17 protein-coding genes are annotated in these 24645 nt (G+C 60.9%); 9 read left to right on the forward strand and 8 right to left on the reverse strand.

Annotated elements, in window-relative coordinates; translation table 11 throughout:
- The first annotated feature begins 426 nt into the window (after positions 1 to 426).
- Positions 427 to 1335 (forward strand): class I SAM-dependent methyltransferase, encoded by a 909-nt coding sequence (locus K3U96_RS24095; RefSeq protein ID WP_230982276.1) that lies wholly within the window; start codon positions 427 to 429, stop codon positions 1333 to 1335.
- Positions 1336 to 1466: 131 nt separating this feature from the next.
- Here the strand turns inward: K3U96_RS24095 and K3U96_RS24100 are convergent, their stop codons facing one another.
- Entirely contained in the window at positions 1467 to 2465 is a 999-nt protein-coding gene (locus K3U96_RS24100) for a Gfo/Idh/MocA family protein (protein ID WP_220691316.1), read from the reverse strand.
- A gap of 347 nt (positions 2466 to 2812) precedes the next feature.
- A complete protein-coding gene (locus K3U96_RS24105; protein ID WP_220691317.1) occupies positions 2813 to 4117 on the reverse strand; it encodes a glycosyltransferase in 1305 nt (434 codons plus the stop codon).
- 372 nt (positions 4118 to 4489) lie between these two features.
- Between K3U96_RS24105 and K3U96_RS24110 the strand changes: the two genes are divergently transcribed.
- A complete protein-coding gene (locus K3U96_RS24110; protein ID WP_220691318.1) occupies positions 4490 to 5380 on the forward strand; it encodes a class I SAM-dependent methyltransferase in 891 nt (296 codons plus the stop codon).
- A 99-nt stretch (positions 5381 to 5479) separates the two neighbouring features.
- Here the strand turns inward: K3U96_RS24110 and K3U96_RS24115 are convergent, their stop codons facing one another.
- Positions 5480 to 6469: a Gfo/Idh/MocA family protein gene (locus K3U96_RS24115; protein WP_220691319.1), complete on the reverse strand. Its 990-nt coding sequence runs from the start codon at positions 6467 to 6469 to the stop codon at positions 5480 to 5482.
- Entirely contained in the window at positions 6469 to 7317 is an 849-nt protein-coding gene (locus tag K3U96_RS24120) for a class I SAM-dependent methyltransferase (protein WP_220691320.1), read from the reverse strand. The genes K3U96_RS24115 and K3U96_RS24120 overlap by 1 nt, the downstream gene beginning before the upstream one ends.
- A 150-nt stretch (positions 7318 to 7467) precedes the next feature.
- Between K3U96_RS24120 and K3U96_RS24125 the strand changes: the two genes are divergently transcribed.
- A complete protein-coding gene (locus tag K3U96_RS24125) occupies positions 7468 to 8685 on the forward strand; it encodes a glycosyltransferase family 4 protein (RefSeq protein WP_220691321.1) in 1218 nt (405 codons plus the stop codon).
- Here the strand turns inward: K3U96_RS24125 and K3U96_RS24130 are convergent.
- Entirely contained in the window at positions 8646 to 10250 is a 1605-nt protein-coding gene (locus tag K3U96_RS24130; RefSeq protein ID WP_230982277.1) for a PE-PPE domain-containing protein, read from the reverse strand. The two genes, K3U96_RS24125 and K3U96_RS24130, sit on opposite strands and share 40 nt — an antisense overlap.
- A 229-nt stretch (positions 10251 to 10479) precedes the next feature.
- On the opposite strand from K3U96_RS24130, the gene K3U96_RS24135 reads away from it, so the two are divergent.
- Complete coding sequence (locus K3U96_RS24135; RefSeq protein ID WP_230982278.1) at positions 10480 to 12129, forward strand: GMC oxidoreductase; 1650 nt, start codon at positions 10480 to 10482, stop codon at positions 12127 to 12129.
- Positions 12130 to 12179: 50 nt separating this feature from the next.
- Complete coding sequence (locus tag K3U96_RS24140) at positions 12180 to 12998, forward strand: alpha/beta fold hydrolase (RefSeq protein WP_220691324.1); 819 nt, start codon at positions 12180 to 12182, stop codon at positions 12996 to 12998.
- Positions 12999 to 13001: 3 nt separating this feature from the next.
- On the opposite strand, the gene K3U96_RS24145 is transcribed toward K3U96_RS24140, so the two are convergent.
- The 3 genes from K3U96_RS24145 to K3U96_RS24155 all read right to left on the reverse strand — a co-directional run bounded on the left by K3U96_RS24145 (position 13002) and on the right by K3U96_RS24155 (position 16196).
- The gene (locus K3U96_RS24145) at positions 13002 to 13994 is read right to left on the reverse strand and encodes a Gfo/Idh/MocA family protein (RefSeq protein ID WP_220691325.1); all 993 of its coding nucleotides are present in this window, start codon (positions 13992 to 13994) and stop codon (positions 13002 to 13004) included.
- Between the two features lie 36 nt (positions 13995 to 14030).
- Positions 14031 to 14843, reverse strand: a complete 813-nt coding sequence (locus K3U96_RS24150; protein WP_275086171.1) for a TylF/MycF/NovP-related O-methyltransferase — start codon at positions 14841 to 14843, stop codon at positions 14031 to 14033.
- Between the two features lie 84 nt (positions 14844 to 14927).
- Complete coding sequence (locus tag K3U96_RS24155) at positions 14928 to 16196, reverse strand: glycosyltransferase (RefSeq protein WP_220691326.1); 1269 nt, start codon at positions 16194 to 16196, stop codon at positions 14928 to 14930.
- A 285-nt stretch (positions 16197 to 16481) separates the two neighbouring features.
- On the opposite strand from K3U96_RS24155, the gene K3U96_RS24160 reads away from it, so the two are divergent.
- From K3U96_RS24160 to K3U96_RS24175, 4 genes are all read left to right on the forward strand, one after another.
- The gene (locus tag K3U96_RS24160) at positions 16482 to 17795 is read left to right on the forward strand and encodes a condensation domain-containing protein (protein WP_220693669.1); all 1314 of its coding nucleotides are present in this window, start codon (positions 16482 to 16484) and stop codon (positions 17793 to 17795) included.
- Positions 17796 to 18285: 490 nt separating this feature from the next.
- Positions 18286 to 18720: an MmpS family transport accessory protein gene (locus K3U96_RS24165; protein WP_220693670.1), complete on the forward strand. Its 435-nt coding sequence runs from the start codon at positions 18286 to 18288 to the stop codon at positions 18718 to 18720.
- Entirely contained in the window at positions 18717 to 21662 is a 2946-nt protein-coding gene (locus tag K3U96_RS24170; protein ID WP_220691327.1) for an MMPL/RND family transporter, read from the forward strand. Before K3U96_RS24165 ends, K3U96_RS24170 begins: the two co-directional genes overlap by 4 nt.
- A gap of 36 nt (positions 21663 to 21698) precedes the next feature.
- On the forward strand, positions 21699 to 24617 hold the full coding sequence (locus tag K3U96_RS24175; protein WP_220691328.1) for an MMPL/RND family transporter: 2919 nt from the start codon (positions 21699 to 21701) through the stop codon (positions 24615 to 24617).
- The last annotated feature ends 28 nt before the right edge of the window (positions 24618 to 24645 follow it).

Genomic DNA, 24645 nt, shown 5'->3' on the forward strand with positions numbered 1-24645 from the left:
GACGAGACCCCCAGCGGCAGCCACGCAACCGGCGGGTTTCCCAGGACGGGAAGCATACTCGCAAACCCTTGACTGGTATCGCAGAGCCGACGCCCGGCGCACGCCTGGAGCGATGTCTTTTCAGCAACCATCGAAAAGCGCAGCCTCGTGACGACTTTCAGCTGTCGGACCTGAGTGGAAGACCAAGGCACGCGCGTGCGCAGGTAGGCGGCGACGGCTTCCGGCGGCCTGGGCGCACGACCCGCGGCAGGTAGGTCGCTGCGCACCTATCGCGATCTGGGTGTGCGTGGCGCCAGGCGACCGCCGTATGCCAGGCCGTCTCGGTGAAAGCGCCACAGGTATGAAGACGGTTTCGTGACAGCCGCTGTCAGCCGGGGCTTCGTGGAAAGCGTCCCAAGGCCAGATCGGTGCGCTTATAGTGCCAGCGTGCCTCGACAAAGCGACCGATATATCCCGGACTTGTACTCCCGCGATATCAACGTCTACGAGGCTGACTACCAGGAATTCATTCGTCAGGCGTTGAGAGATCTGCGCCAGTGCAAGATTTCGGGCCACACCTTGTTATGGGAGGCGTCCCAACTCCAAGGTGACGGGCTGCTCCTCGACCTGGGAGTGTGGATCGGATGGTCGACCCGACTGCTGGCGGAGAAGTCCGGTCGCCGCGTGTACGGCTTCGACACGTTCGAGGGCCTGGTCGAGGATTGGCAGATAGACGACCAGAAGCTCATCAGGGCTGGTGCATTGTCGATTGCAGAGCCGTTCGCACAACGCCTCATCGAAGACACCGGGGTCACGATCGAAGACGGGATTCCAGCTGCGCTGGGACGTGATGTCCAGTTCGTCAGGGGCAGCACCTATGACACGTTGGCGCCGTTCCTCGATGCTCACCCAGGGCCGATACGGCTCTTCCATATGGATTTGGACACCTACGACAGCTGTCTGCACGCGCTGGAAACCTGCAAGGAACGCTTCACTGTGGGCTCGATTCTTGTGTTTGACGAGTACCTGGTGACGAATGGTGAAATGAGGGCGTTCTACGAGTTCCAGAACAAGTACGACTTCGAGTTCCGTTACCGGGCCTGGGGATTGGAGATCATGGAGATGAACGTCGCCATGGTGACGGATCCTGTGAAGCGCCTGATTCACCACGTCGAATGGTTCCAAGCACAGCGCTTACTGGGGGTTGGGAGCTACGTGTGGAAGATGTGGGACAAGCGATTCTGGCGGTTCTGGTTGGGCGCACCGTGGGGTGATATCCGGTTCATGCTCGGCGCGGTCGGACAGCGTAAGTCGGTCAGCTTGGAGATCACCGGGCTCGGACGCCTAGGGGCCTGACGACTCAGGCCCGTCGGCCACAGCTCGACTGCTTGTTGCGACCCTGCCAGATGGACGCGGTGCTAAGCAGAGCGTTTCCGGCCCAAATCCCGTCGAGAACCCCCAGCGGCAATTTGGTCACCCGGATTGGGTCAGCTCGCTTCGCGGATCGGAAGGCCCGCGGCGCGGTAGACCGCGTCGATAACAGACATGTTCTCGACCGCGTCTTCTGGCGTAGTCCGTACTGGCTCCCCACGCAGCACCGCTGCGGCGAATGTGTCCAGCTGATAGGCATAGGTGGCCCGTCGCGAGAAGCGCTCCACACGCCGGCCGTTGGCAGATCGGATCGAAAGCCGTGGGTAGAGGTGAGGTGCCGCGGGGCTGAGCACCCGCAGCTTCCCGGCGTCACCGACCACGCTCGCCGTAGCCCAGAACAGGTTGGCCGACCATAAGGCGCAGCGAAGTCGACCGGTGTGGCCCCCCGCGTACCGCAACTCGGCCGACATGGCGCGGTCCACGTGTGGTTTCTGCAGTTTTGCTTGCGCCGAAACTACTTCCGGCGTCGACCCACCGAATGTGCGGGCCATGTTCGCCACATAACTTCCGGCATCCATCATCGCGCCGCCACCAAGCGCGAAGTTATAGCAGTTCGCCTTGAACGTCGGAAGCAAGACACACAAGCTGACGTCTACCCGCTGCAGTGTGCCCAACTCCCCTGAGGCGATGACCTCCTCGACCCGCCGGGTCAACGGGTGATGTCGAAATTGGATTGCCTCCATGACCACCCGGTCTGACTTGGCCGCCAACTCGGCGACCTCGCGGGCCTCGGCGGCATTGGCGGTGAACGGCTTTTCACACAACACGTGCTTGCCCGCGGCAAGGGCAGCCTTGGTCCACCGACCGTGCATGCTGGTGGGCACCAGTACATAGATGGCGTCCAGGTCGGGATCGTCGATCAGGGCCTCGTAGCTGCCATATGCCTTGGATATGCCGTACTTAGCCGCAAACTCGTCGGCACTGGGCTGATCACGAGATGCTGCCGCCGCCACTACAACTTCGGCGTTCTCCTTTGCCGGATTGATGATGGTCGTCGGTGCGAAGCTTGAAGCGCCCAAAATGCCGATCCGTACCGGCCCCCCATCGTGTGGCATGGGCTTTCACTCTCTCCTATGTCAAGCCGCGCAAAGCTGGCAAGGCCAGTTCCGGTGTTGCGGTCGATCGGACTGACGGTACGCGGTTTTCGGCGTCCGACCGCCGCTGAGGCGATACTAGAAGACGTTCTAAGTAGAACGCCTGGAATTGGCATCATCGCTGCTCACTCCCATGGCGAAACGGCAGTGTGCGGTGTGGATAAGCAAGTTGACCTCTTGGGCTGCGGCGTCGGCGGAGAACAACAATGTGGCGTCCCTCGGCATGCAGAGATCTATGCGCAGGGACAACCCGACAACTCACCTCGGGTATCTGCAACCCATCGAACTCCTCGAGTGTCGTACGCCACTTACCGGTCGCGGCGGTCGACTCTCGCCGATCCGAACTCACGGCTTGTGCGAACAGCCCTTTCCACGAGATCGGCGGCAGCCGCGGCACTTTCAGTGGGCGTGGTCATCTGCGTCGCCAACGCTTGGGCGCGGGTGCGGTATTGCGGGCCCATTACCCGGCGTAAGTCTTTGACCAACGACTCCACTGTGATCGACGAAAAGCGCCGACCTGTGCCCACCTTCAATCGTTTGAGCTGAGCTGTACGCAATGATTGATCGGGCAACGTCCAAAGGCTCACCTGTGGGACTCCCGCTCGCATGCACGCGGCGATGGTGCCGGCGCCACCGTGGTGCACGACTGCGCGACAGGTCGGGAAGACTGTGGAGTAGTTCACTTGGCCCACTACCTTGACATGCTCTGGATTTGGGACCTCGCTGAAGTCAGTGGCGCCGGCGCCCACCAACGCCCGCTCGCCCAACTGCGAACACACAGCGCTGATGACGGCGATCGTGTCAGCCGGAGACCCGACTGGTACGCCGCCGAACCCGAAGAAAATCGGTGGCGTCCCCGCCGCGATCCACGACGCGACCTCCTCGCCGGAATCCGTCGGTGACTCTAGTGTCAGCGTGCCCGTAAAAGGTCGTTGGCCACCCCATTTCGCCCACTCAGCGGCCAGACCCGGAACAACCACATCGTCGTAGCATTGGATCTCCAGAGCGCCTTGTTGCGCCATCCGGTGCGGCCACGGAGTTCTTGCCTCCGGCAGACCAAGCTCGCGGCGCTGCGCCGCCTCAACTTGCTTCAGCGGACCGCTCCACGACATCCATTCGTACGCTGTCATCGCGGCGCGGCCCAACAGGCCGGGCAGGAACGGGAGGACTTTGCCGTTGGCCCGTAGCGGGAAAAAATGGAGCGTGGCCAGCGGTATGTCGTAGTACTCAGCGACGTTGGCAGCGAACTGCTCGAAACCGTAGCCGGCGATGACCATGTCGGCCCCGTCGGCTAGCGACGCTAGAGCCGAGGTTGCCTCCACTGTCCAGCACTCGCGGACGATTTCCCCGATTTCGCGACCCAACCTATCCAGATCCTTCATCTTCCAGGGGATTCGGAAGAAACACGTCCAGTACTCGCGCTGCGCGTCGATCATGAACCGTGAGTCCTGTCCGTAGCCCACGGCCTTGAGTCCAGCTTCCTCCGCGAAGCTGATCATGTTGGGCGGGACCGCGATGCTAACGTCATGACCTCTGCGCAACAGCTCGCGGCCGATTACTATCGAGGGCTCGACGTCGCCACGCGCACCGTGGCACGCCAGCACGAACTTCATTGCGGACCCAGCCTTTCGTCCTCGTGCCCCTAGCCGAGGTCAGGAAGTTTGGCCATTATCACAAGTTCCTTCTCTGCCGACTTGCCATTCGGCTATCTCCCTGGAGTGATTCTCTCGACACGGGAAATCTGGTCGCAGTACTCATCCGGCGCGCGGATCCAGTCACCGGAGGGTTGAGCCTCATTCGCCCCACTGTTCAACACGGCGGCTTAGTAATGAGGCCGCTGAGCACCACACTAAACGTCAGGCGGGTCGAGAACGTAGCGTCCTGCGGATAGTTGGAGTGCGGGCAGAAAACCGCCGCCACCGCGCGTGCCCTGCTAGCATTCACACGCCCAACTCGACGGTTGCGCCACGCGTAGATGGATTGAAATGGACCATTCAAACAGTAAATTAACCCGTATTCGGTGGGCAACCAGACCTCTTGTATTTTTATTGTGGATCGGTCGCGGACGGCCTTCCGTTTTGTGGAATTTCGCCAAGGACAACTTGCGCTATACGTTGATCAAGCTTGGCATTCTTGCGAACGCGGCAAAGCATATTTCTGAGGCACGAAAAGAATTTGAGATCAACGCTGCACGGGGCCGGTTTCGAGAACTGTTCTTTGACGCATACGACATCAACGTGGTGATGTGGTGCGATGCGTTTTCGCGAACTTTCGATCGCAAAGACCCAGTTCACGTCTTGGAAATCGGGTCATGGGAGGGACGTTCGACCCTCTTCCTTCTGACGTACTTCACGCACGGGCACTTAACGGCTGTGGACACCTGGGCAGGTGGCGACGAACATCAGGATAACGCGGCGCGGGACCTGAGCGACCTTGAAGACCGGTTCGATGCCAATCTCGCCCCTTGTGCGTCCCGGCTCACCAAACGCAAAGGCTCGTCGCTACAGGTGTTGCCGCAACTGCTCGACGAAGAGCAGGTTTTTGATGTGATCTACGTAGACGGATCGCATTTTGCCGATGATGTCTTAGTGGATGGGGTTAATGCCTGGCGCCTGCTGAAGCAGGGTGGCCTATTGATTTTCGATGATCTCTTGTGGGCGGGGTTCCCGCGCGCACGCGCCAACCCGGCGTGGGCGATTAATATCTTTTTGAAATACTACAAAGGCGAATATGTCATCCTGAATACTTATTCCCAAATTATTTTGCAGAAAAAGACCACTTTTTCCGACCATGTGACCACCGAGATTGCGGATCTTCAGTTTTCCGGCGCCACCGGCAAACCAATTAATCAACACCAAGGTCATGAACCAAGGTAGGAGCAAGGGCTTGCACGCCCCCAGCGGTGACGCCAACCCAGCTTCGTCGGCTGTACCAGCAATACCGCGGGCCAGAACGGCCTCGCTGTCAGTATGCCGTCAGCTCGGTTCGCGAACGGGAAGGCCCGCGGCGCGGTAGATCGAATCGATGACGGTCATATTTTCGACCGCATCTTCCGGCGTCGTCTTCACCGGTTCGCCGCGTAGCACCGCCGCGACGAATGCATCCAGCTGATACGCATAGGTAGCACGCCGCGGAAAGCGCTCCACTCGGCTCGCGCCGCCAGATCGCACAGAAAAGCGGTGAAAAATGTGGGGAAGCACGGGGTTGAGCACCCGCAGTTCACCAAGATCGCCTATTACTCTGACGGTGATCCGTAGCAGATCCGTCGACCACATCGAACAGCGCAGTCGACCGATATGCCCGTCGGGAAAACGCAACTCAGCCTTCATCGCGCGGTCTACCTGCCCGTCACGTAATTTCGCCTGTGCCCAAACAACTTCCGGTGTCGAACCGCCAAATGTCCGCAACATGTGCACCGCGTAAGATCCGGCGTCCATCATCGCGCCGCCAGCCAAGGCGTAGTTGTAGCGGATGTCGGAGAACCGGGGCAGCGGGAAGCAGAAGGCGACGTCGATGCGTTGCAACGTGCCGAGCTCACCCGAAGCGATGATCTCCTCGGCTCGCAACGCAAAGGGGTGATAACGGTAGTGGAACGCCTCCATCACCACCTGATCAGATGCCGTCGCCAACCGCATGACCTCGCGGGCCTCCGCGGCGTTAGCGGTGAATGGCTTTTCACACAACACGTGCTTGCCCGCCTCGAGCGCGGCCCGAGTCCAGCTGCCATGTAGGCCATTTGGCAACGGAACGTACACCGCGTCCACATTCGGATCGGCGATCAGCGCCTCGTAGCTTTCGTGGACCTGGGCGATGCCGTGCTTGGCGGCAAAGGCTTCGGCGCGTGAAACATCGCGTGCCGCGACCGCCGCGACCAAGACCTCGTCATTGTCCTTCGCGGGATTGATCAGCGCCATCGGCGTGATCTGGGCTGCCCCCAGGACGCCGAACTTCACCCGCTTGGCCACTAGCTATCGAACTCGAGCAGGGTCAGCGACGCGATCGTTGGCCAGTTGACACCAACCCACCGACGAAGCGGCCGATATAACGGCCGTCCCTGGGCTTTCGGCAACAGCGTGTCGAACACCAGTCCGCGACCGCGGGGGAGCTGCACGTCATGCACAGCCCGGACGCCGGGCACTGTGTCGGCCAACCTCGCAAGCTCACCCACGGTAAGACTGAACGGCGTTCGCGGCCAGTCGCCGCGCAACGCCTTCCACAATCGTGGACGGCTAGACAGCCACGCCTGCGACTTCGGCGGCAGGTCGAACATCATCTGACCACCGGGAAAGCGGCGCGCGCATTCCCCTATCAGGTTGAGCGCCTCGGCAGGCTCCAGGTAAGGCAGGAGCCCCTCGGCGGTGATGAACACACCGTCCTCTGGGTTCACCACTTCCATCCAGCTGAAATCCAGTACCGATCGAGCACACGTCGACATGCGGGGTGAATCGGGCAGCAACTGCTGCCGAAGCTCGATATTGGGCGGCAAGTCCAAGGTAAGCCAACGAAATTCGTGGCCGACGCCCGCGGCATCAAGGCGCCAGAAACTGGTCTGCATCCCTTCACCGAGGGCGACCACGGTGGCTCTGGGGTGAGTGGAGAGATAACGGCGGGTACCGTCGTCGAAGGCAAGCGCCCGCAGCGCGAGATCTTGCCGTTCGGCGGGGAGCGCAAACTTGCTGAAGTCGTAATCGATTGAATCCACCAGGCGTATCGCCATCGGATCGTCGATGATCGCATCGGATCGCCGTGCTTCGTTCGCGCGGCACCACAACGTCACCAATGCCGTGTCGGGCAACGGCATGACGTCGGTCATGGGAGAGGTGCTCCTTGCATCGCTTCTTCGCTCCACGCACTCAGTTCGCTGTACCCAGACGCTCAGGTGAGCGAGATGAAGGGTACGTCAACCCATATTCGTAGCACCCCTTACCGATTAAGGTTTGCAGGTTGGGCATAAACTTTGCCCGTGCCTGCCGCCCGGCCATCGCGCGTGAAAACCGGACGTCGCGTGGAAAAAACATCGCGCTACGAGAACCCCGGCACGCGGGTGGTGGTGGTCTCGAACGTCAGTAGTTTCGGCGGCGGCGGCGTCGTCGGATTCCGGGACATCTTGTTGGGGCTGCGGGAAAAGCGGCCAGACGTTGATCTGGTCGCGGTCATCCCGCAGAAGGGGGCCGTCGCAGAGCGATGCACTAGCGACGGTATCCAAACCGTCATCGGTTGGACACCGTGGTGGGCTTTTGGCAAATGGCGGCGTTTCGGCAGAGTCGAGCCGCACGCGCTTATCGGCTGGCTGCCCTACACCGCACTGCTTCTGCCAGGCATTGTGCAGGCGTTGCGGCTTTTTGTCCGATTGCGTCCGACGATGGTGCTCACGAACACGATGACCATTCCATCGCACGCAATCGCCGCCAAGATCCTCGGCATCCCCCACCACTGGATAGTCCGGGAGTTCGGCAGAGACGACCATCGACTCTGGTTCCTGTTCGGCTATCGCCGAACCGTCCACCTGATCGGTCGACTATCGGAGTCGGTGATCTGCAATTCCCACGCCGTCGAGCAGGCCATGCTGGCGTTGAGCCCCAGCATGAAGACACACGTGATCTACCCCGCCGTCGACAGCGCGCTGGGCACTCCACCGAAGAGGTGTCCCGGTGAGCGCATGCGCACGATCCTGGTCGGCTACTTTTCCGCCGCCAAGGGACAGCATCTAGCCATCGAGGCCATTGCTATCGCCCGAAATGCCGGTATCGATATCGAGTTGACATTGTTGGGCCCCGGAAGCCCTGAACCACTTGGTCGTGTTGCTCGACGCTTGGGCGTAGACGATCTCGTGAGCATCCACGGACCGACACGCGATCTGCAACCGTATTGGGCCGCCGCCCACGTGGGCCTGATGTGCAGCCACCAAGAGGCGTTCGGCCGCGTCACCGTCGAGGCGATGAGAGCGGGACTGCCGGTATGCGGAACGGACTCAGGTGGCACACCGGAGATCATCCAACCAGGAGTCACCGGACTGCTCAGCCCACCCGGAGACGCAAAGGCACTCGCCGCCAACCTGATCGCCCTCGAGTCAGACGAACGGCTACGACGAAACCTCGCTGCCGGCGCCCTGGAAAGAGCCAGACACTTCGATCGCGCCCGTCACGACGACGAACTCGTCGCCATACTCGAGTTATCCTGACGCGCATCCCCGGTAGCGGTGGAATCTTCCCTGTTGGAGGAGTCGCTATCGTGCGTATTCGTCGACGATGCCCTGTGCGGCATGAATTTCCGCAAGTTGATATTCGTTCTGCTTAGTGTGGTTGAGATCGTCGAGTTATTGGGGACGACCGATAGATCCGTTCGCGTCGTCGCGGCAGCCGGACCCTCATCGCTCGACATCACATCCGCGGTTTCCGAATCCACATCGGGATCGGACACCTCGGTGTCGTCACCGGCCGACGACTCCGACATCGACTCCGCGGTCTCAACCGCGACAGAATCGACCCCGCCGGACAACACATTGGCCGCCCCCGAATCCACATCGGGATCGGCCACGTCGGTGTCGTCACCGGCCGACGACTCCGACGCCGATTCTGTAGCCTCAACCGGGGCAGAACCAGACCCCACGAAATTCATCTCTTCTCCACCGACACCAAATGCGCCAGGTCTCCGTGTCCCGAACGGTCGAAATCCCAAGATGGTCTCGATCCCGTTGTCCACACCCACCGGGATGGCAGCGACGATGTTCTTGGCGAATTCGATCGGGTTCTCGAAGTAGAAAACATTGAACGGCGTCCGAACTCCCGGACTGACGCTGCGGTCGTAGGCCGACTCGATTATCACCCGCAAGACCGGATCCAATGTATCGGCCAGGGCGTGCCCGATGAATGGGATACGCTGCACCGGTTTCAGCAACGGGAGCACGTCGGCAGGGATCAGGTAATAACGGGTGTCTCCGTACTGCCCCTGATCAAGCACTCCCGGGTCGCTGAGGCTGTGACTCCCATAGCTGCCGTGAGACTGAGTGATTCCCATGTAGGCATTTAAGGTCGCCAGCAGGTTCAGGGGATTCAACGGAAAGTCCGAGAAACCGTCGTACTGAAGCGCGATATTGACTGTCAGATACCGGGTGTCAGTCGATATCGGCACGGGTATCGACTGATCTGGCCAACGCCCGAAGAGCAGGAATGTCACTATTCCTGTCGTATCTCGTGAGCTCAATCCTCCGTTCGGTCGTGGCGCGCCGATGACCACGAATACGACATTGGGGCCTTCGCCCTCAGCGTATTCGGCGGCCAATCGTTGCTTTTCGAGCAGTGCGATGGTGGCACTCTGTGAATAACCGAAAACTATGAAGGTGTCGGATACGGACGGTGCGGCGGAGTCCACGTCTTTGTTGTAGTCGCAGACACTGGAGGTGAGACAGCTGTGGAGGGCTGCGCCTCCTTTGCGGATGGATTCTCCGATTTTCAAACGTCCGTAGTTGGGCCAGTTCTCTTCGGGTGTGATGACCGCGACGCTGTTGTATGGCCCCTGCGGAATGCCATTCAAGGCTGGTGCCGTGGCCGCGGGTGAAACGAAGTTGTTCACCGCTTCGCTCATGTACTGCCGCACGTAAGGAATCGTGTCCGGTGGCGTCGAGAGCGGATGTCCGGTGCCGCCCATAATGAGAACGGTGGTGCTCGCGAGCGCGACAAAAGTGAAGGTCATCGCCGCAACAAGGATCACGAGCGTAGCCGCGACCACAGCCGAAATGATCGCCACGCCGGCACGAAGCGCTACATGCATCCTGAGTCCTCCCTCTCAGGGGCCCCGCGACTTGCCATCACACGGAGCAGCGACCATTATGACGCATAATTATCGTCGGCGTAAAAATATCCTTGTTCGGGGCGCGCGGGTAGGCGTTCGCCTGTTGGTGCCGTTGCGTCGTTGATACGATCCCGAATCGCCTAGACCCGGCCATTTTTGGGCCGTCACCATGAGGAGCGTGATTGTGCCTGACGGCGACGTGACTGGGCGAGAGGCAGAGCGCGTCGAGTGGGACGTCATCGTCGTAGGTGCCGGCATGGGCGGTGGCATGCTCGGCCACCGGTTGGCCCGCGCGGGCCGCCGAGTGCTGTTCGTGGAAAAGGGACGCTCGACACTTCCCGGGGCACCAGGAACGATCCGATCGGCGATGCCCGAAATAGCTGAGCCGCAGGCCGCCCGGGCAAAAAACACCTACTTCGACACCCTGGCCCGTGGCGGACGCAGCACCGATGAAATCACAGACATCAGCGGCCGCGGCCCGAAACGATTCGTGCCGTTCATCGGTAGCGGAACCGGCGGGTCATCGGCGCTCTACGGCATGGTCTGCGAACGGTTTTTCGTCGACGATTTCACCCCCCGCCAACACTTCACCGACCCCGGTGAGTCCACCGTGCCGGAGACGTGGCCGATCTCTTATGACCAGCTGGCGCCGTGGTACTCGCAGGCAGAGAAGCTGCTCGGGGTGCGCGGCCAACCCGATCCCCTTCGGCCGGAGGCGGTGAATGTCGGCTTGCCGGCCGCACCACCCTTTTCCGTCGATAACCAGCCGCTGGTCAACTACCTGACGGGGCGCGGATTACACCCCTATCACCTGCCGATGGCTTGTGACTACACCGATGCCTGCACAACCTGTCAGGCCTACCTTTGCGCGAAATCGTGCAAGAACGACGGTGCCCGGTGCGGGGTCCTACCTGCCGTCACCGAATACGGCGCTCACTTGCTGGCCGAATGCCGAGTCGTGCGACTCGAATCTGACCGCACACGGGTCCAGACCGTGATCTGCCAGCACCGGTCCGACATGCTGGCGCTGAAAGCGAAGGTCGTGGTCCTGGCCGCAGGGGCCCTGGCCACGCCGGTGCTGTTGCTCAACTCCCGGTCCCAGCATTGGCCTCGCGGGCTGGCCAACGGCTCAGACATGGTGGGCCGCAACCTGATGCGTCACCTGATGGACTGGATCGCGGTTTGGCCCCATGGCAGTAGCAAGATCACAGCCGAGAACAAGGAAATCGGGCTCAACGACTTCTATTTCATGGAAGGCCAAAAGTACGGCACGGTGCAGTCAGCCGCCTCGATGGCTTCGTTGGCGCCTCTGGACATGTTGATGAACCAACCGCGGTGGACATCGAGGGCGCTACGGCTGATGAGCGCCGCTGCGCGGCCCATCTACAACCAGGTGGTCAGTGGCGCATTGGTGCTTGTCGCGATGATGGAGGACTTGCCATATCTCGACAATCGAGTCCTCCCGAGCGACCAGCCAAGTTTCGACGGGCGCCAGCGACTGCGGCTTCAATATCGCATCCACCCGAGCGAGATCGAACGCCGCAAGGTGTTCTTGCGCCACCTCAATGAGGTGCTGCAGCCCTTCCGCACGCTGACCCTGCGCCAAGCCGACAACAACCAAACCCTTGGACACGTGTGCGGTACGTGCCGATTTGGCACCGACCCCACCAGCAGCGTGCTTAATCCGCAAAACCGTGCCCACGAAGTCGACAACCTCTATGTGGTGGACGCCTCGTTCTTCCCGTCGAGCACCGGCCTCAACCCGAGCCTGACCGTCGCCGCTAATGCCTTGCGGGTCGCAGAGCACATCAACGCGGCCCATTTCGCCACATAACTCCATCGCCGCCTTCATTCGGCGGTGGGAGCGCGGATAGCATCGCAAACGTGGGTCTGTTCGTGCTCGAATCCGGTCCGGTCGATGCGCCCGCCGTCGTGTTCCTGCACGGCGGGATGATGAGCGGCTGGACCTGGGAGCCTGTGGTCGAGCGGATGGCGCATCACCGTTGTCTCGTACCGGACCTGCCGCAATACGGTAAGAGTTTCTGGGAGGGTCCCTTCGAGATGAGCCGAGCCGCGGATGCGGTCGCAGAACTCATCCGCACCCGGGTCAGGCGAGGTCGAGCGCACCTGGTCGGGTTTTCACTCGGAGCCCAGGTGGGCGTACAAGTTTTGGCAACCGCGCCTCAGGTCGTCGACCGGGCGGTGCTGAGCAGCGCGTTCGTCAACACGATGCCCGCACCGCAGGTAACGCGCCGCGTCGCGGGAGCGTTTGCCCGCAGCGACCTGTTCCGATGGATGCTGATCACCCGCCATTGGGATGCTCGCCACGCGGCCAAGCACCAAAGCTACGAAGAGGACGCACGCCTCAATTCCGGCACACAGTTTGCCCACATTGCCGCAGCCTCCGCGGGTTTCACTCTCCCCAACGGGCTCGATCAATCGCACGCGCCAACGCTATTCGTCGCCGGCGGTAAGGAGTTGCGGTTAGTACGTCGCTCGGCCGCAGCGCTCGCGCAGTCGATGCCGAACGCGGTCAACCGGGTCGCACTCGGCATGGGCCACAACTGGCCGCTGAGCAATCCGGACCTCTTTTCCCGTACCGTCGACTCCTGGCTCCGCGACGCAGACCTGCCCCACGAGCTCGAACCGCTGGCTTCCCGCCGTCAGCCGTCGACCGAAAGTAGAGCTGAATCTTTGGATTAGCGTCTAGGTGGGCTCACGAACCGGAAGTCCGGCGGCACGATAGATCGCATCGATCACGGTCATATTCTCGACAGCTTCCGCTGCGGTCGTCTTCACCGGTTCACCACGCAGAACCGCCGCGGCGAAGGCGTCCAGTTGATAGTCGTAGGTGGTGCGCGCCCGAAAGAAGCGCTCCACGCGGTGACCGTCGGCAGACCGAACCGAGAACTGCTGGAAGGGGATCACCGGATGGAGCCGAAGCTCACCTCGGTCCCCCACCACCCTGGCAGTGACATGCGGCAGATCCGCCGACCACAGTGAACAGCGGAGCCCGCCGGTGTGCCCGTCGGCAAAACGCAGCTCGGCGGTCATCGCGCGATCCACCTGAGACCCACGCAATTTCGCCTGTGCGGAAACAACTTCCGGGGTCGAACCGCCGAACGTACGCAGCATGTCGACCACATAACTGCCGAGATCCATGAGGGCGCCGCCGCCGAGCGAGAAATTGTAGGCATTCGCCGAAAACCTCGGCACCCAAAAGCAGTCGGCCGCCTCGACGCGCAGCAGTGTGCCGAGTTCCCCCGACGCGATAATCTGCTCAACGCGTGATGCGAACGGGTGGTAACGATAGTGAAATGCCTCCATGACCACGCGGTCCGACTTCGCCGCCAGATCAGCGATTTCGCGCGCCTCGGCCGCGTTGGCGGTGAACGGCTTTTCACATATGACGTGCTTACCCGCCTCGAGCGCGGCTCGTGTCCACCTGCCATGCAAGGCATTCGGCAATGGGTTGTAGACCGCATCCACATCCGGATCGCTGATCAGAGCTTCGTAACTGTCGTGCACTCGCGCGATACCATGTTTGGCGGCGAATTGCCGGGCGCGCGACGTATCACGCGCTGCCACTGCCGCGACGACGACCTCGGCGTTGCGTTTGGCCGGCTTGATCAGCGACGCGGGTGCAATGCGGGCCGCTCCCAGAATGCCGATCCGTACCAGAGCCTCGCCGTCAGGCATGCGCGCGCTGTGAGGATGAATCCGGCCATGGCTCCGCTATTTTCGCCAAAACACGCCCGTTCCATCGATGTCGATGATTTCCGCGGATATCCCGTGCTGCTTGCGATAGTCGGTGACAGCCTTTTCACACGCCTTTACCGCCAGGTAATCGTCGATGATGCAGAAGCCTCCCGGCGACAACCGTGGGTACAGCGCGTCCAAGGCCTGGATCGTGGACTCATAAAGGTCACCGTCGAGCCGCAACACGGAGATGCGTTCGATGGGGGCGTCGTGCAGGGTGTCCTTGAACCACCCTGGGAGAAAACGAACTTGGGCGTCGAGCAACCCGTAACGCTCGAAGTTCGCTCTTACCTCCGCTTCTGACACACCCAATATGCCGGCTGCGAACTCTGCCCTGATCCCTTTGTCCGCCGCATAATTAGCGGTGTCAGAGCGCGGAACCCCCTGAAAAGAATCACACAACCACACGCTGCGAGTTGTGTCGCCATATGCCGCCAACACGGCCCGCATCAAAATGCATGCGCCGCCGCGCCATACCCCGGTTTCGACGAGATCACCGGGGACGTCCTCGGCCAGGACGGTTTCCACGCAACGCTGCAGGCTGGTCAGCCTCTTCATGCCGATCATCGTCTCGGCCTCAGGCGGCCAGTCCAGACCCGCTTCGCGCAGGTGTTGATTCCGCAGACCCGCACCTCTGAGCTTGGGGGCAACAGTGTTGACCGTCTTGAGCAGCAGACGCCGCCGCAACGGCCAGTCCGAGGGTGGGCGCTCATGCATCCCGTATCGGGTCAGGTTGCGTCGAAGCAGATCCAGATACAGAGCGCGCACGTCGTAGTCGGTGATGGTCAAAATCGCCCAATCTCGCACACCAGCATTTTCGGCGCTGAGTCTAGACTTGCGCGGACGTCAATTATTGACGTTTCCATGGATCGCTCAGCCGACACGCTGCCGCCGGGCTCGATCTTCCAAGAGGTCGGCAGCGGACGCGACACTCTCGGTCGGTCTTGTCATCCGAGCCGCGATCTGACGCGCGCGGTGCAGATACTGCGGTGCGAGGATGGTGCGCAGATCAGCAACCAACGTCTTCTCGGACGCGGCCGAAAAGCGCCGCGAGGTACCCACCTTCAGCTCCTTGACCGCGGCTCCCCAAATCAACTGCACGTCTGCCATCCAGAGAACGAGCGTCGGGACTCCGGCGCGCAGTCCTGCTGCGGTCGTGCCCGCGCCGCCGTGGTGCACGACCGCCCGACAAGCCGGAAAGATCGTCGCGTAGTTCACCGCACCGACCACCTTGACGTGGTCGAACTGTGGGGTATCGCTGAAGTCGCTCCAGCCCGCACACACCAACGCCCGCTCGCCCACCCGTGCACACGCTCCCGCGATCATGGCGACCATCTCGGCCGGCGAGTCCACCGGAATGCTGCCGAACCCGAAACAAATCGGCGGAGTCCCCTGGGCGATCCACGACATGACGTCTTCATCCGCCTTCGTGTCCAACTCCAGCGTCAGCGTGCCGACAAACGGACGTTGTCCATCCCAACTCGTCCACTCGCTCGCCAGCCCGGGGAAACACACCTCGTCGTAGGCCTGGATCTCCAGGAGCTCACGTTCGGCGATTCGTCCCGGAACGGGGCCTGCGGCCTGTGGCAGACCCAACTCACGCCGCTGCGCACCGACGACGCCCTTGACCCCCCGCCAGATCAGCCATTCGTACAGCTTCATCGCAGTGCGGACCATCGGCGCGGGCAGGTTCGGTACCAGCCGGCCGTTCACCCGCATCGGGAACCACAAGACCGTCGCCAACGGTGTACGGCAATATTCCGAGACGTCGAATGCGAGTTCTTCGTAGCTGATCCCGGTAACCAGGAGATCGACACCGTCCATCTCCGCTATCAGGGTCCTGGTCATCTCCCCCCAAGCCCGGATACCGGGCTCGCGGGATTCGCGAAGATACCTCCGCACGTCGCGGACCTTCCAGAAGTTGCGGAAGAAATACCCCCAAAAGTCGCGGGTATCTTCCAGCCACACCTGCGTATCGGGTCCGTACGGGACCGTCGAAAGCCCCACCGATTGGGCCGAGCCGATCAAGTCCGGCGGTACCGCCATGCGCACCTCATGCCCGCGGTGCATCAACTCGCGGCCTACCGCGAGGCCGGGCTCGACGTCGCCGCGAGTCCCGTAGAACGCCAGGACGAACTTCATCGGATGCTCCGACCCCCCAGTCCCTGTACGTGCCACAGCCCGCCGGGCAGCGTAACCGACAGCAGCACGCCGCCTCAGCCATAGACCACTACGAAAACCGCCCAGAATGTAAAGGTATGTCGGTTATTCTGACGCTCATGTCAAATAAGTTCCACCAGTCGACACCGACGCCCTAGCGGGGGCCACGCGCGACTTCTGTGCCCTCGGAGGCTCTCAGTGACAACCCAGGACCGCCCTGTCCGCGCATCGACCGGTAACGCGCGCCCGGACAATCGGCTCGCGCTGATGGACCAAGCGTTCTACGCGGGACATCGCGCCAGTGGCCAGAAAGAAGTCATGCAGGTCGCATGGCTTTACGACCGTGCGATCGACCTTGATGGGCTGAAGCGGTTTCACCAGACCATGAGTCGCTCGCTGTGGGGACGGCTCATCGAGCGTCCTCCCCTGCCGTTCGCCCGGTACCGGTGGGTTGCCGATCTACGGCCGGCTCCGATCGACATCGCCGAGACTGCCCGTCCACGCGCCGAACTCGGCGACTGGTTCGACGAACGCGCGCAACTACCCGTTGACCCGGAACAAGGGCCCGCATGGCACATCGGCGTCCTCCCTCTGACAGACGGCTCGACCGCGATCACCGGGGTGATATCCCACTATGTGCTCGACGGCCTCGGCAGCGTCGTCGAAGTCGCCAAGGCGATCATGGGCTTGGCGCGTGAACACGATTACCCCCCGCCGCGGTCGCGCACTCGACTGCGGGCCGTGGTCGAGGACACCGGCCAGACCGCCCGTGACGTGCCCGAGGTCACCCGGGCTCTTATAGCTGCGGCGAAGGAGGCGCGGCGACGCCAAACCGATGACGCCAGAAAGCCCACAACGCCAACCGCTGCCCTCGGAGAAGATCGCCGTGTCGTGGTGCCCGGTGTCTGGATTCTGATCGACGCGGAGGAATGGGATGCCCGCGCGCAGGCCCTTGGTGGGGCGAGCAACACACTGGCCACCGGTTTGGCTGCAAGACTCGGGGAGCATCTTGGTCGACGACATCCCGACGATGGCACTGTCAAGATGCAGGTCATCGTCAGCGACCGCACCGAAGACGACACGCGCGCAGTGGCGGTGTCTTTTGCCCGCGCGAGCATCGACCCGACGCACGTGACGACGGATCTAGGCGCTGCCCGCAACGCGATAAAAGAAGCGCTGAAGACCCTGCGGGATACCCCGGACGAAGCATCGCCGCTTCTTCCGCTTACCCCGCTCACCCCCAGGAGCACGTGGAAACAGCTGATGGAGTGGGCGATGGACGACCCCGACCAGCCGACGGTCATTTCCAACTTCGGCGACGTCGGCTCGGCGGTGACCTGTCCCGACGGTACCCAGTGCCAGTCCGCTTGGGCCCGCGGAACGAACCAATACATCACGCAAGACCGGCTGGAGCGAACCGGTGGACAATTGCAGGTTTTGTTCGGCCGGCTACCAACGGTCGGCAAGATCTCGATGAGCATCCAGGCCTACCAACCCGGCGGCGTAACCACGAAGGCCGCGTTGCGGAATCTGGTCGAACGCACGCTAACCGAGTTCAACCTTTGTGCCGAGATCGACTGAACGACTCCTCGGCAGGTCATCCCCGAATGAAAGTGCGAGGACGCGAAGACTCTGGTGATCAGTACGTTTGCTGATCTCTTCACCGCAACGCTCGGGCAGAGATCACGAGCGGTGCAAAATCCTGGGCTGCATCTCAGGGTCATGCTTTACGATCCGTTACGGAAACGTCAATATGGGCACCACCTACATGGTTAGGTGTCCTCAAGATCGGCCCCGGCCTCCAAGGCGGTGGGCCCTAGCGGTAGACCGCCGTTCGGCTGGCATGGCCCCTGGGGCGAAACGTCGAAAGGGGAAAGGGATGGGTGCGGTGGTCGACGGCAGTGCACACGACGTTGGACCTGCCCTCTCCGATGTCGCCGTCGATGACAGCAGTGACGGGCCCGAGCGGGTTCGCCGGCGCGGCCTGCTTAGGCGGCGAGGACGTCAACCTTCGCCCAGGCCTCCAGTCAACGGGTCAGGTCGTAGGAGACGCCGCACCCCGGCCTCCGCGATGTTCCGCCTTTTCCGGCGGGTCTGGCTTCCACTCGTCATCGTGCTTGTGATCATCGCTGGAGCATTCACGGTATCGCGCCTGCACAGCATCTTCGGCACCGTGAACGCATTGTCGTACGGCGATACCAAAGTCGATGACGAGACGCCCGTCAACCCGAAATACTTGAGATACGAGATCTTTGGGCCGCCAGGCACTGTCGCGCAGATCAGCTATTTCGACGAAAACGGTAACCCGAAGTTCGTCAGAGACGTGTCCTTGCCGTGGACACTCGAATTCCCGATCACCACGGCAGCCGGTGTTGGCAGCATCGCAGCCAACGGGGATAGCGAAAGTCTGGGCTGCCGCATCTTGGTGGACAACGTCGTCAAATCAGAAAACATCAAACAGCACGCGGTCAGCACCTTCACCAGCTGCATGCTGAAGGCCGCATGAGCAATCACCAGCTGCACAGCAATCGACCGTTGGCAGCGCGGACCATCCGGCGACTTTCGGTACCGATCATTCTGGCGTGGTTGGTGATCATCGGCATCCTGACTGTCGCAGTCCCGACGCTCGAGGAGGTCGAACAGCGTCAGGCGCTTTCGTTGAACCCCACAGATGCGCCGTCATTTCAAGCTGCCGAGCGGATGAGCGATGCCTTCGACGCACCCGACTCTGGCGGCGCCGTGATCATCGTCCTGGAGGGCGAGCAGCCCCTGGGCCAGGATGCTCACAACTACTACGACCAGTTGATTGGTGAGCTGCGGGCCGATCACAAGCATGTGCTGTCCGTTCAAGACTTCTGGGGTGACGAACTCACCAGGGGAGCCGCACAGAGCAGCGACGGCAAAGCCGCATATGTCCAAGTAAGCCTGGTCGGTAGTCAAAACCAAGACCAAGCCTCGACCATTGAATCGGTAACAGCGGTTCGGGCCATCGTCGACCGTGTGCAAACACCGCCGGGACTTGCGGTATATGTCACCGGGCCGTCGGCAGTTGCCGCGGACATCAGCGCAAGCGGGAATAGCACGGTAATCCTGATCACGGTGGTGAGCATCTCCGTGATCCTCGTAATGCTCCTATTCGTATACCGTTCCCTCGCGACCGCTTTCATCTTGTTGGCTGTGGTAGCAACACAGTTGCAGGCCGCGCGAGGAGTTGTCGCGCTGCTTGGCTTGTACGACTTCATTGGTCTGACCACCTTCGGCGTGAACCTGCTGGTGGCCCTGTGCATTGCGGCGGGTACCGACTACGGGATCTTTTTCTTCGGGCGCTACCAGGAGGCGCGGCAAGCAGGCGAGGACAGAGAAACCGCCTATTACACCACCTATCACGGGGTCGCCAAGGTGGTCTTGGCCTCCGGCTTGACGATCGCCGGTGCCCTTTACTGTCTGAGCTTCACCCGATTGCAGTTCTTCAGTCTGTTAGCACTGCCGTGTGCCGTGGGCGTATTGGTGGCGATCGCGGTAGCTCTCACACTCTTTCCCGCCGTTATTGTTGTGGGAAGCAGGTTCGGTCTGCTCGACCCCAAGCGACGTCTCAACCATTACGGGTGGCGGCGAGTCGGTACGGCGATCGTCAGGTGGCCCGCACCCATCCTGACCGCCACGATGGCCCTGACCCTTGTCGGGCTGCTCATCCTGCCGGGTTTCAAACCGAGCTACAACGATCAGAAATACCTTCCGACGAATATTCCGGCTAACCAAGGGATGACGGCGGCGGCGCGACACTTTCCCGAGTCGGTGATGATGACGCCCGAGATATTGATGGTCTCCACCGATCGGGATCTGCGCAATCCGACCGATTTCTTGATTTTGAACAAACTCGCCAAAGTCGTACTTGCCGTACCGGGCGTATCGAAGGTGCAGGCGGTAACTCGACCTGAGGGCACCCCAATCCCGCACACGACGATCCCCTACATGCTCAGCATGCAACAAGCGGGTCAACAGCAGTACATGGCATTTCAGAAGACACAGATGGATCAGATCCTCGAGCAGGCCGGCATGCTCGAGGAAGCGGTGAAAATCATGCGGCAAATGTATGGCCTGATGGAAGAGATGGCCGCGACGATGCACGACATGACCGCCAAAACCCATGAGGTCCAGGAAATCACGGAAAGACTGCGGGACAGCATTGCGCATTTCGATGATTTCATCAGGCCAATACGTAATTATCTCTTTTGGGAGCCGCACTGCTACAACATTCCGCTTTGTTGGTCGATAAGGAGTTTGTTCGACACAATCGACGGGGTCGATGCGCTCACCGAAAAGCTGGATGATTTGGTGTTGAATCTCGACAAGCTAGACGTGCTGATGCCGCAAATGCTCGTCCAATTTCCCCAGATGATCGCCATCATGGAAAGTATGCGGACGATGATGCTGAGTATGCATGCCACCATGACTGGTGTTTTCGGTCAGATGGACGAAGCCAACGTCGATCCGACTGCCATGGGAAAGTCGTTCGACGCGGCCCAGAACGATGATTCATTTTATATTCCTCCGGAGATCTTCAAGAATGAAGACTTCAAACGGGTGATCGACATATTTATATCGCCCGACGGAAAGTCCGTCCGCATGTTCATCACCCAAAAAGAGGATCCCGCGTCGCCGGAGGGTATCGCGCGGGTCGACGCAATCAGGAATGCCGCCGAAGAGGCGCTCAAAGGAACTCCTTTGGAGGGCTCTCCGATCTATCTGAGCGGCACCGCGGCCATGACGAAAGATATCGTCGTCGGATCGCAATTCGACCTGATAATCGCGGTTGTCGCAGCGATCTGCCTGATCTTCATTGTCATGCTGATCATGACCAGGAGTGTCGTTGCCGCAATAGTTATCGTCGGCACGGTTCTGGTCTCGTTAGGCGCAGCGTTCGGGGTGTCTGTGTTCGTCTGGCAGTATCTGCTCGGCATTCCGATTCACTGGGCGGTGCTTGTGATGGCAGTGATCGTGCTGTTGGCCGTGGGTTCCGATTACAATTTGCTGCTTGTCGCGCGGATTAAGGATGAACTGGGCGCAGGCATCAACACCGCCATCATTCGCGCAATGGCGGGCACCGGCAAGGTCGTGACCACGGCGGGTTTGGTGTTCGCCGCCACGATGGGCTCGATGGCGATCAGCGACCTGCTCAGCATCGGCCAGATCGGCACGACGATCGGCCTGGGTCTGCTGTTCGACACCTTGGTCGTGCGCGCCTTCATGACGCCGTCGATTGCCGCACTGCTGGGACGGTGGTTCTGGTGGCCGCAACGAGTGCGTCAGCGGCCCGCAAGTTCGTTGCTCAGGTCCACCGGCCCACGTCCGTTAGTGCGCGCCTTATTGCAGAGCCCGCCGCCGGAGGGTGCAGACTTCGCGGCGGATGCCGGCAGCGGCGGAGAGCATCGTGGCGCCGGTCAATGACGATCGCATCGGCTGTTGGTGCCTGCTAACGACGCCATGAGCACCGTGCACCGTCGGCGTCCCGTCATAGCTCGGACGATCCGCAAGTTCGCGCCGTTCATCATCCTTGCCTGGGTCGCGCTGACCCTACTCGTGACCTTTGCGGTCCCCTCTCTCGAACAGGTCGGCAGGCAACAGGCCGTGCCGATGAGTCCACGGGACGCGCCGGCGGTCGAGGCGATGGCCCGGATGGGCAAAGTCTTCCAGGAGTCCGATTCAGACAGCATGGCGATGATCGTGCTGGAGGGTCAGCAACCTCTCGGCGACGATGTTCGGCCGTACTACGAAGGACTGATCCGCGAGCTCAGAAGCGACCCCCACGTTCAGCATGTCCAGGACCTATGGGGCGATCGGCTGACCGCGGCGGGCGCGCAAAGCGCTGACGGCCGGGCGGTTTATGTACAGCTGAATCTGGCGGGCGACCAAGGCACACCCAAGTCGCAGGACTCCGTGGCAGCGGTGCGCGAGATCGTTGACCGGACGCCACCGCCTCCGGGAATCGACATCTATGTCACCGGCTCGGCAGCGCTCGTCGGGGATATGACGCACAGCGGTGAAAGCTCGATCCTGAGGCTGACGCTGGTAGGCGCCCTGATCATCTTCGCGGTGCTGCTCGTTGTCTACCGATCCATCGCGACCGTCATACTGCTGCTGTTCACGGTTGGAGTAGAAGTCTTTGCCGCCCGGGGAATCGTCGCCTTTATCGGACACATTGACCTGGTCCTGCTCTCGACTTTCTCCATCAACATGCTGGTAGCTCTTGCTATGGCCGCCGGCACCGATTACGGGATCTTCTTCTTCGGCCGGTATCAAGAGGAACGTCAAGCTGGTCAGGACCGCGAAACGGCCTTCTACACCACCTATCGTGGGGTTGCTCCCGTGGTTTTGGGATCTGGTTTGACCATCGCCGGCGCATTGTTGTGCCTGAGCTTCACGCGAATGTCGATCTTCCAGACCGTCGGTGTGCCGTGCGCCGTCGGTATGGTTGTCGCGGTTGGCATCGCGCTCACGCTTGTTCCTGCGGTCTTGACCGTCGGAAGTGGGTTTGGGCTGTGCGATCCCAAGCGGCGAATTGGAACGCGGCGGTGGCGCCGGGTTGGTACAGCCATCGTGCGCTGGCCGGGCCCGATACTGGTTGCCACGTTAGCGATCACGTTGGTCGGCTTGATCGCGCTGCCCGGCTATCAGACAAGCTATGACGACCGAAAATACGTACCCGGGGATGTTCCAGCCAACCTGGGTTATGCGGCCGCCGATCGCCATTTCTCCCAAGCGCGGATGATGCCCGATATTCTCATGATCGAGACCGACCGCGATATGCGCAACCCCGATGATTTTCTCGTGCTACACAGGCTCGCCAAAGCGATATTCCAAGTCCCTGGAGTTTCTCGAGTGCAGGGCATCACCCGCCCAGAGGGCACACCCATTGAACGTACTTCAATACCATTTTTGATCAGTATGCAGAACGCCGGAATGGTCCAGATGATGGAGCACATGAAGGACCGCGTGAACGACATGCTGACACAGGCCGAGCTAATGGACAAACAGATTGCCTTGGCGAAGACGATGTACGAAGTGCAGCAGCGACTCACCGAAATCACCCATGATTCGATCAGTACGACGAAAGATATGTCGCTGGTAGTCGCCGATCTCCGAGATCACATTGCCGATTTTGATGATTTCTTCAGACCCATCCGTAATTACTTCTACTGGGAACCGCATTGCATGAACATCCCAGTATGTTGGGCGTTAAGAAGTATCTACGATGCGCTCGACACCGTAGACACGCTCACCCTCAAGATGCAGGACCTCGTGACCGGCATGGAAAAAATGGATGTCCTGTTGCCGAAATTACTTGAGTCATTGCCTCGAATGATCGAGATCATGTCCCAGATGCGGGACATGCTGCTGACGATGCACAGCACCATGGCCGGGATCTTCGACGTGCTCAACGAATCAACTGGAGACGCCACTGCGATGGGGCAGGCATTCGATGCCGCTAACAACGACGATTCGTTCTATCTGCCCCCAGAAGTGTTCAAGAACCCTGATTTCCAGCGTGCAATGGGTTCTTTCCTATCACCCGATGGAAAAGCAGCTCGATTCATCATTTCCCACAAGGGTGACCCCGGCGCGCCCGAGAGTATTGCGAATATCGATCAGATACGAATGGCGGCCGAGGAAGCGCTCAAGACGACGCCGTTGCAAGGCGCCAGCATCTATCTCGCAGGCGCTTCGTCGACATTTCAGGACCTTCGCGATGGCTCGAAGTACGACCTGTACATCGCGACTGTAAGTGCTCTCTGCTTGATCTTCATCATCATGCTCGTGATGACCCGCAGCATCATCGCGGCCCTGGTGATCGTCGGTACGGTGGGCCTTTCGTTGGGCGCGTCGTTCGGCTTGGCAGTGCTGATATGGCAGTACATCTTGGGCATCAATTTGCACTGGATGGTGCTCCCGATGGCCGTCATCGTCCTCCTTGGAGTCGGTTCCGACTACAACCTGTTGCTGGTTTCCCGAATGAAGGAGGAAATCGCCGCCGGGATCAACACCGGCATCATTCGCGCGATGGGCGGTACAGGCAAAGTCGTCACGAATGCGGGACTGGTGTTCGCGTTTACGATGGGTGCGATGGTGGTCAGCGATTTGCGGATCATCGGTCAGGTCGGAACCACGATCGCCCTGGGTTTGATGTTCGACACGCTGGTTGTGCGCGCGTTTCTCACACCTTCTATTGCCGCACTGCTCGGGCGTTGGTTCTGGTGGCCTCAAGTCGTTCGTCCGCGTCCGGCCAGTCGGATGCTGCGGTCCGTGGCACCGCGTCCGGTAGCGCGGGCCTTTCTGCTGCCAAAAGAGGAAGAGGACGAAGCGGTTACAACTGAGCTGCAACCTGTAAACCTCAAGCCAACCTGATCGAGCGCACAGGTCGCGCCCCTGCTGC

The sequence above is a fragment of the Mycolicibacterium holsaticum DSM 44478 = JCM 12374 genome, from assembly GCF_019645835.1.
In the GTDB taxonomy this organism is placed as follows: Bacteria; Actinomycetota; Actinomycetes; order Mycobacteriales; family Mycobacteriaceae; genus Mycobacterium; species Mycobacterium holsaticum.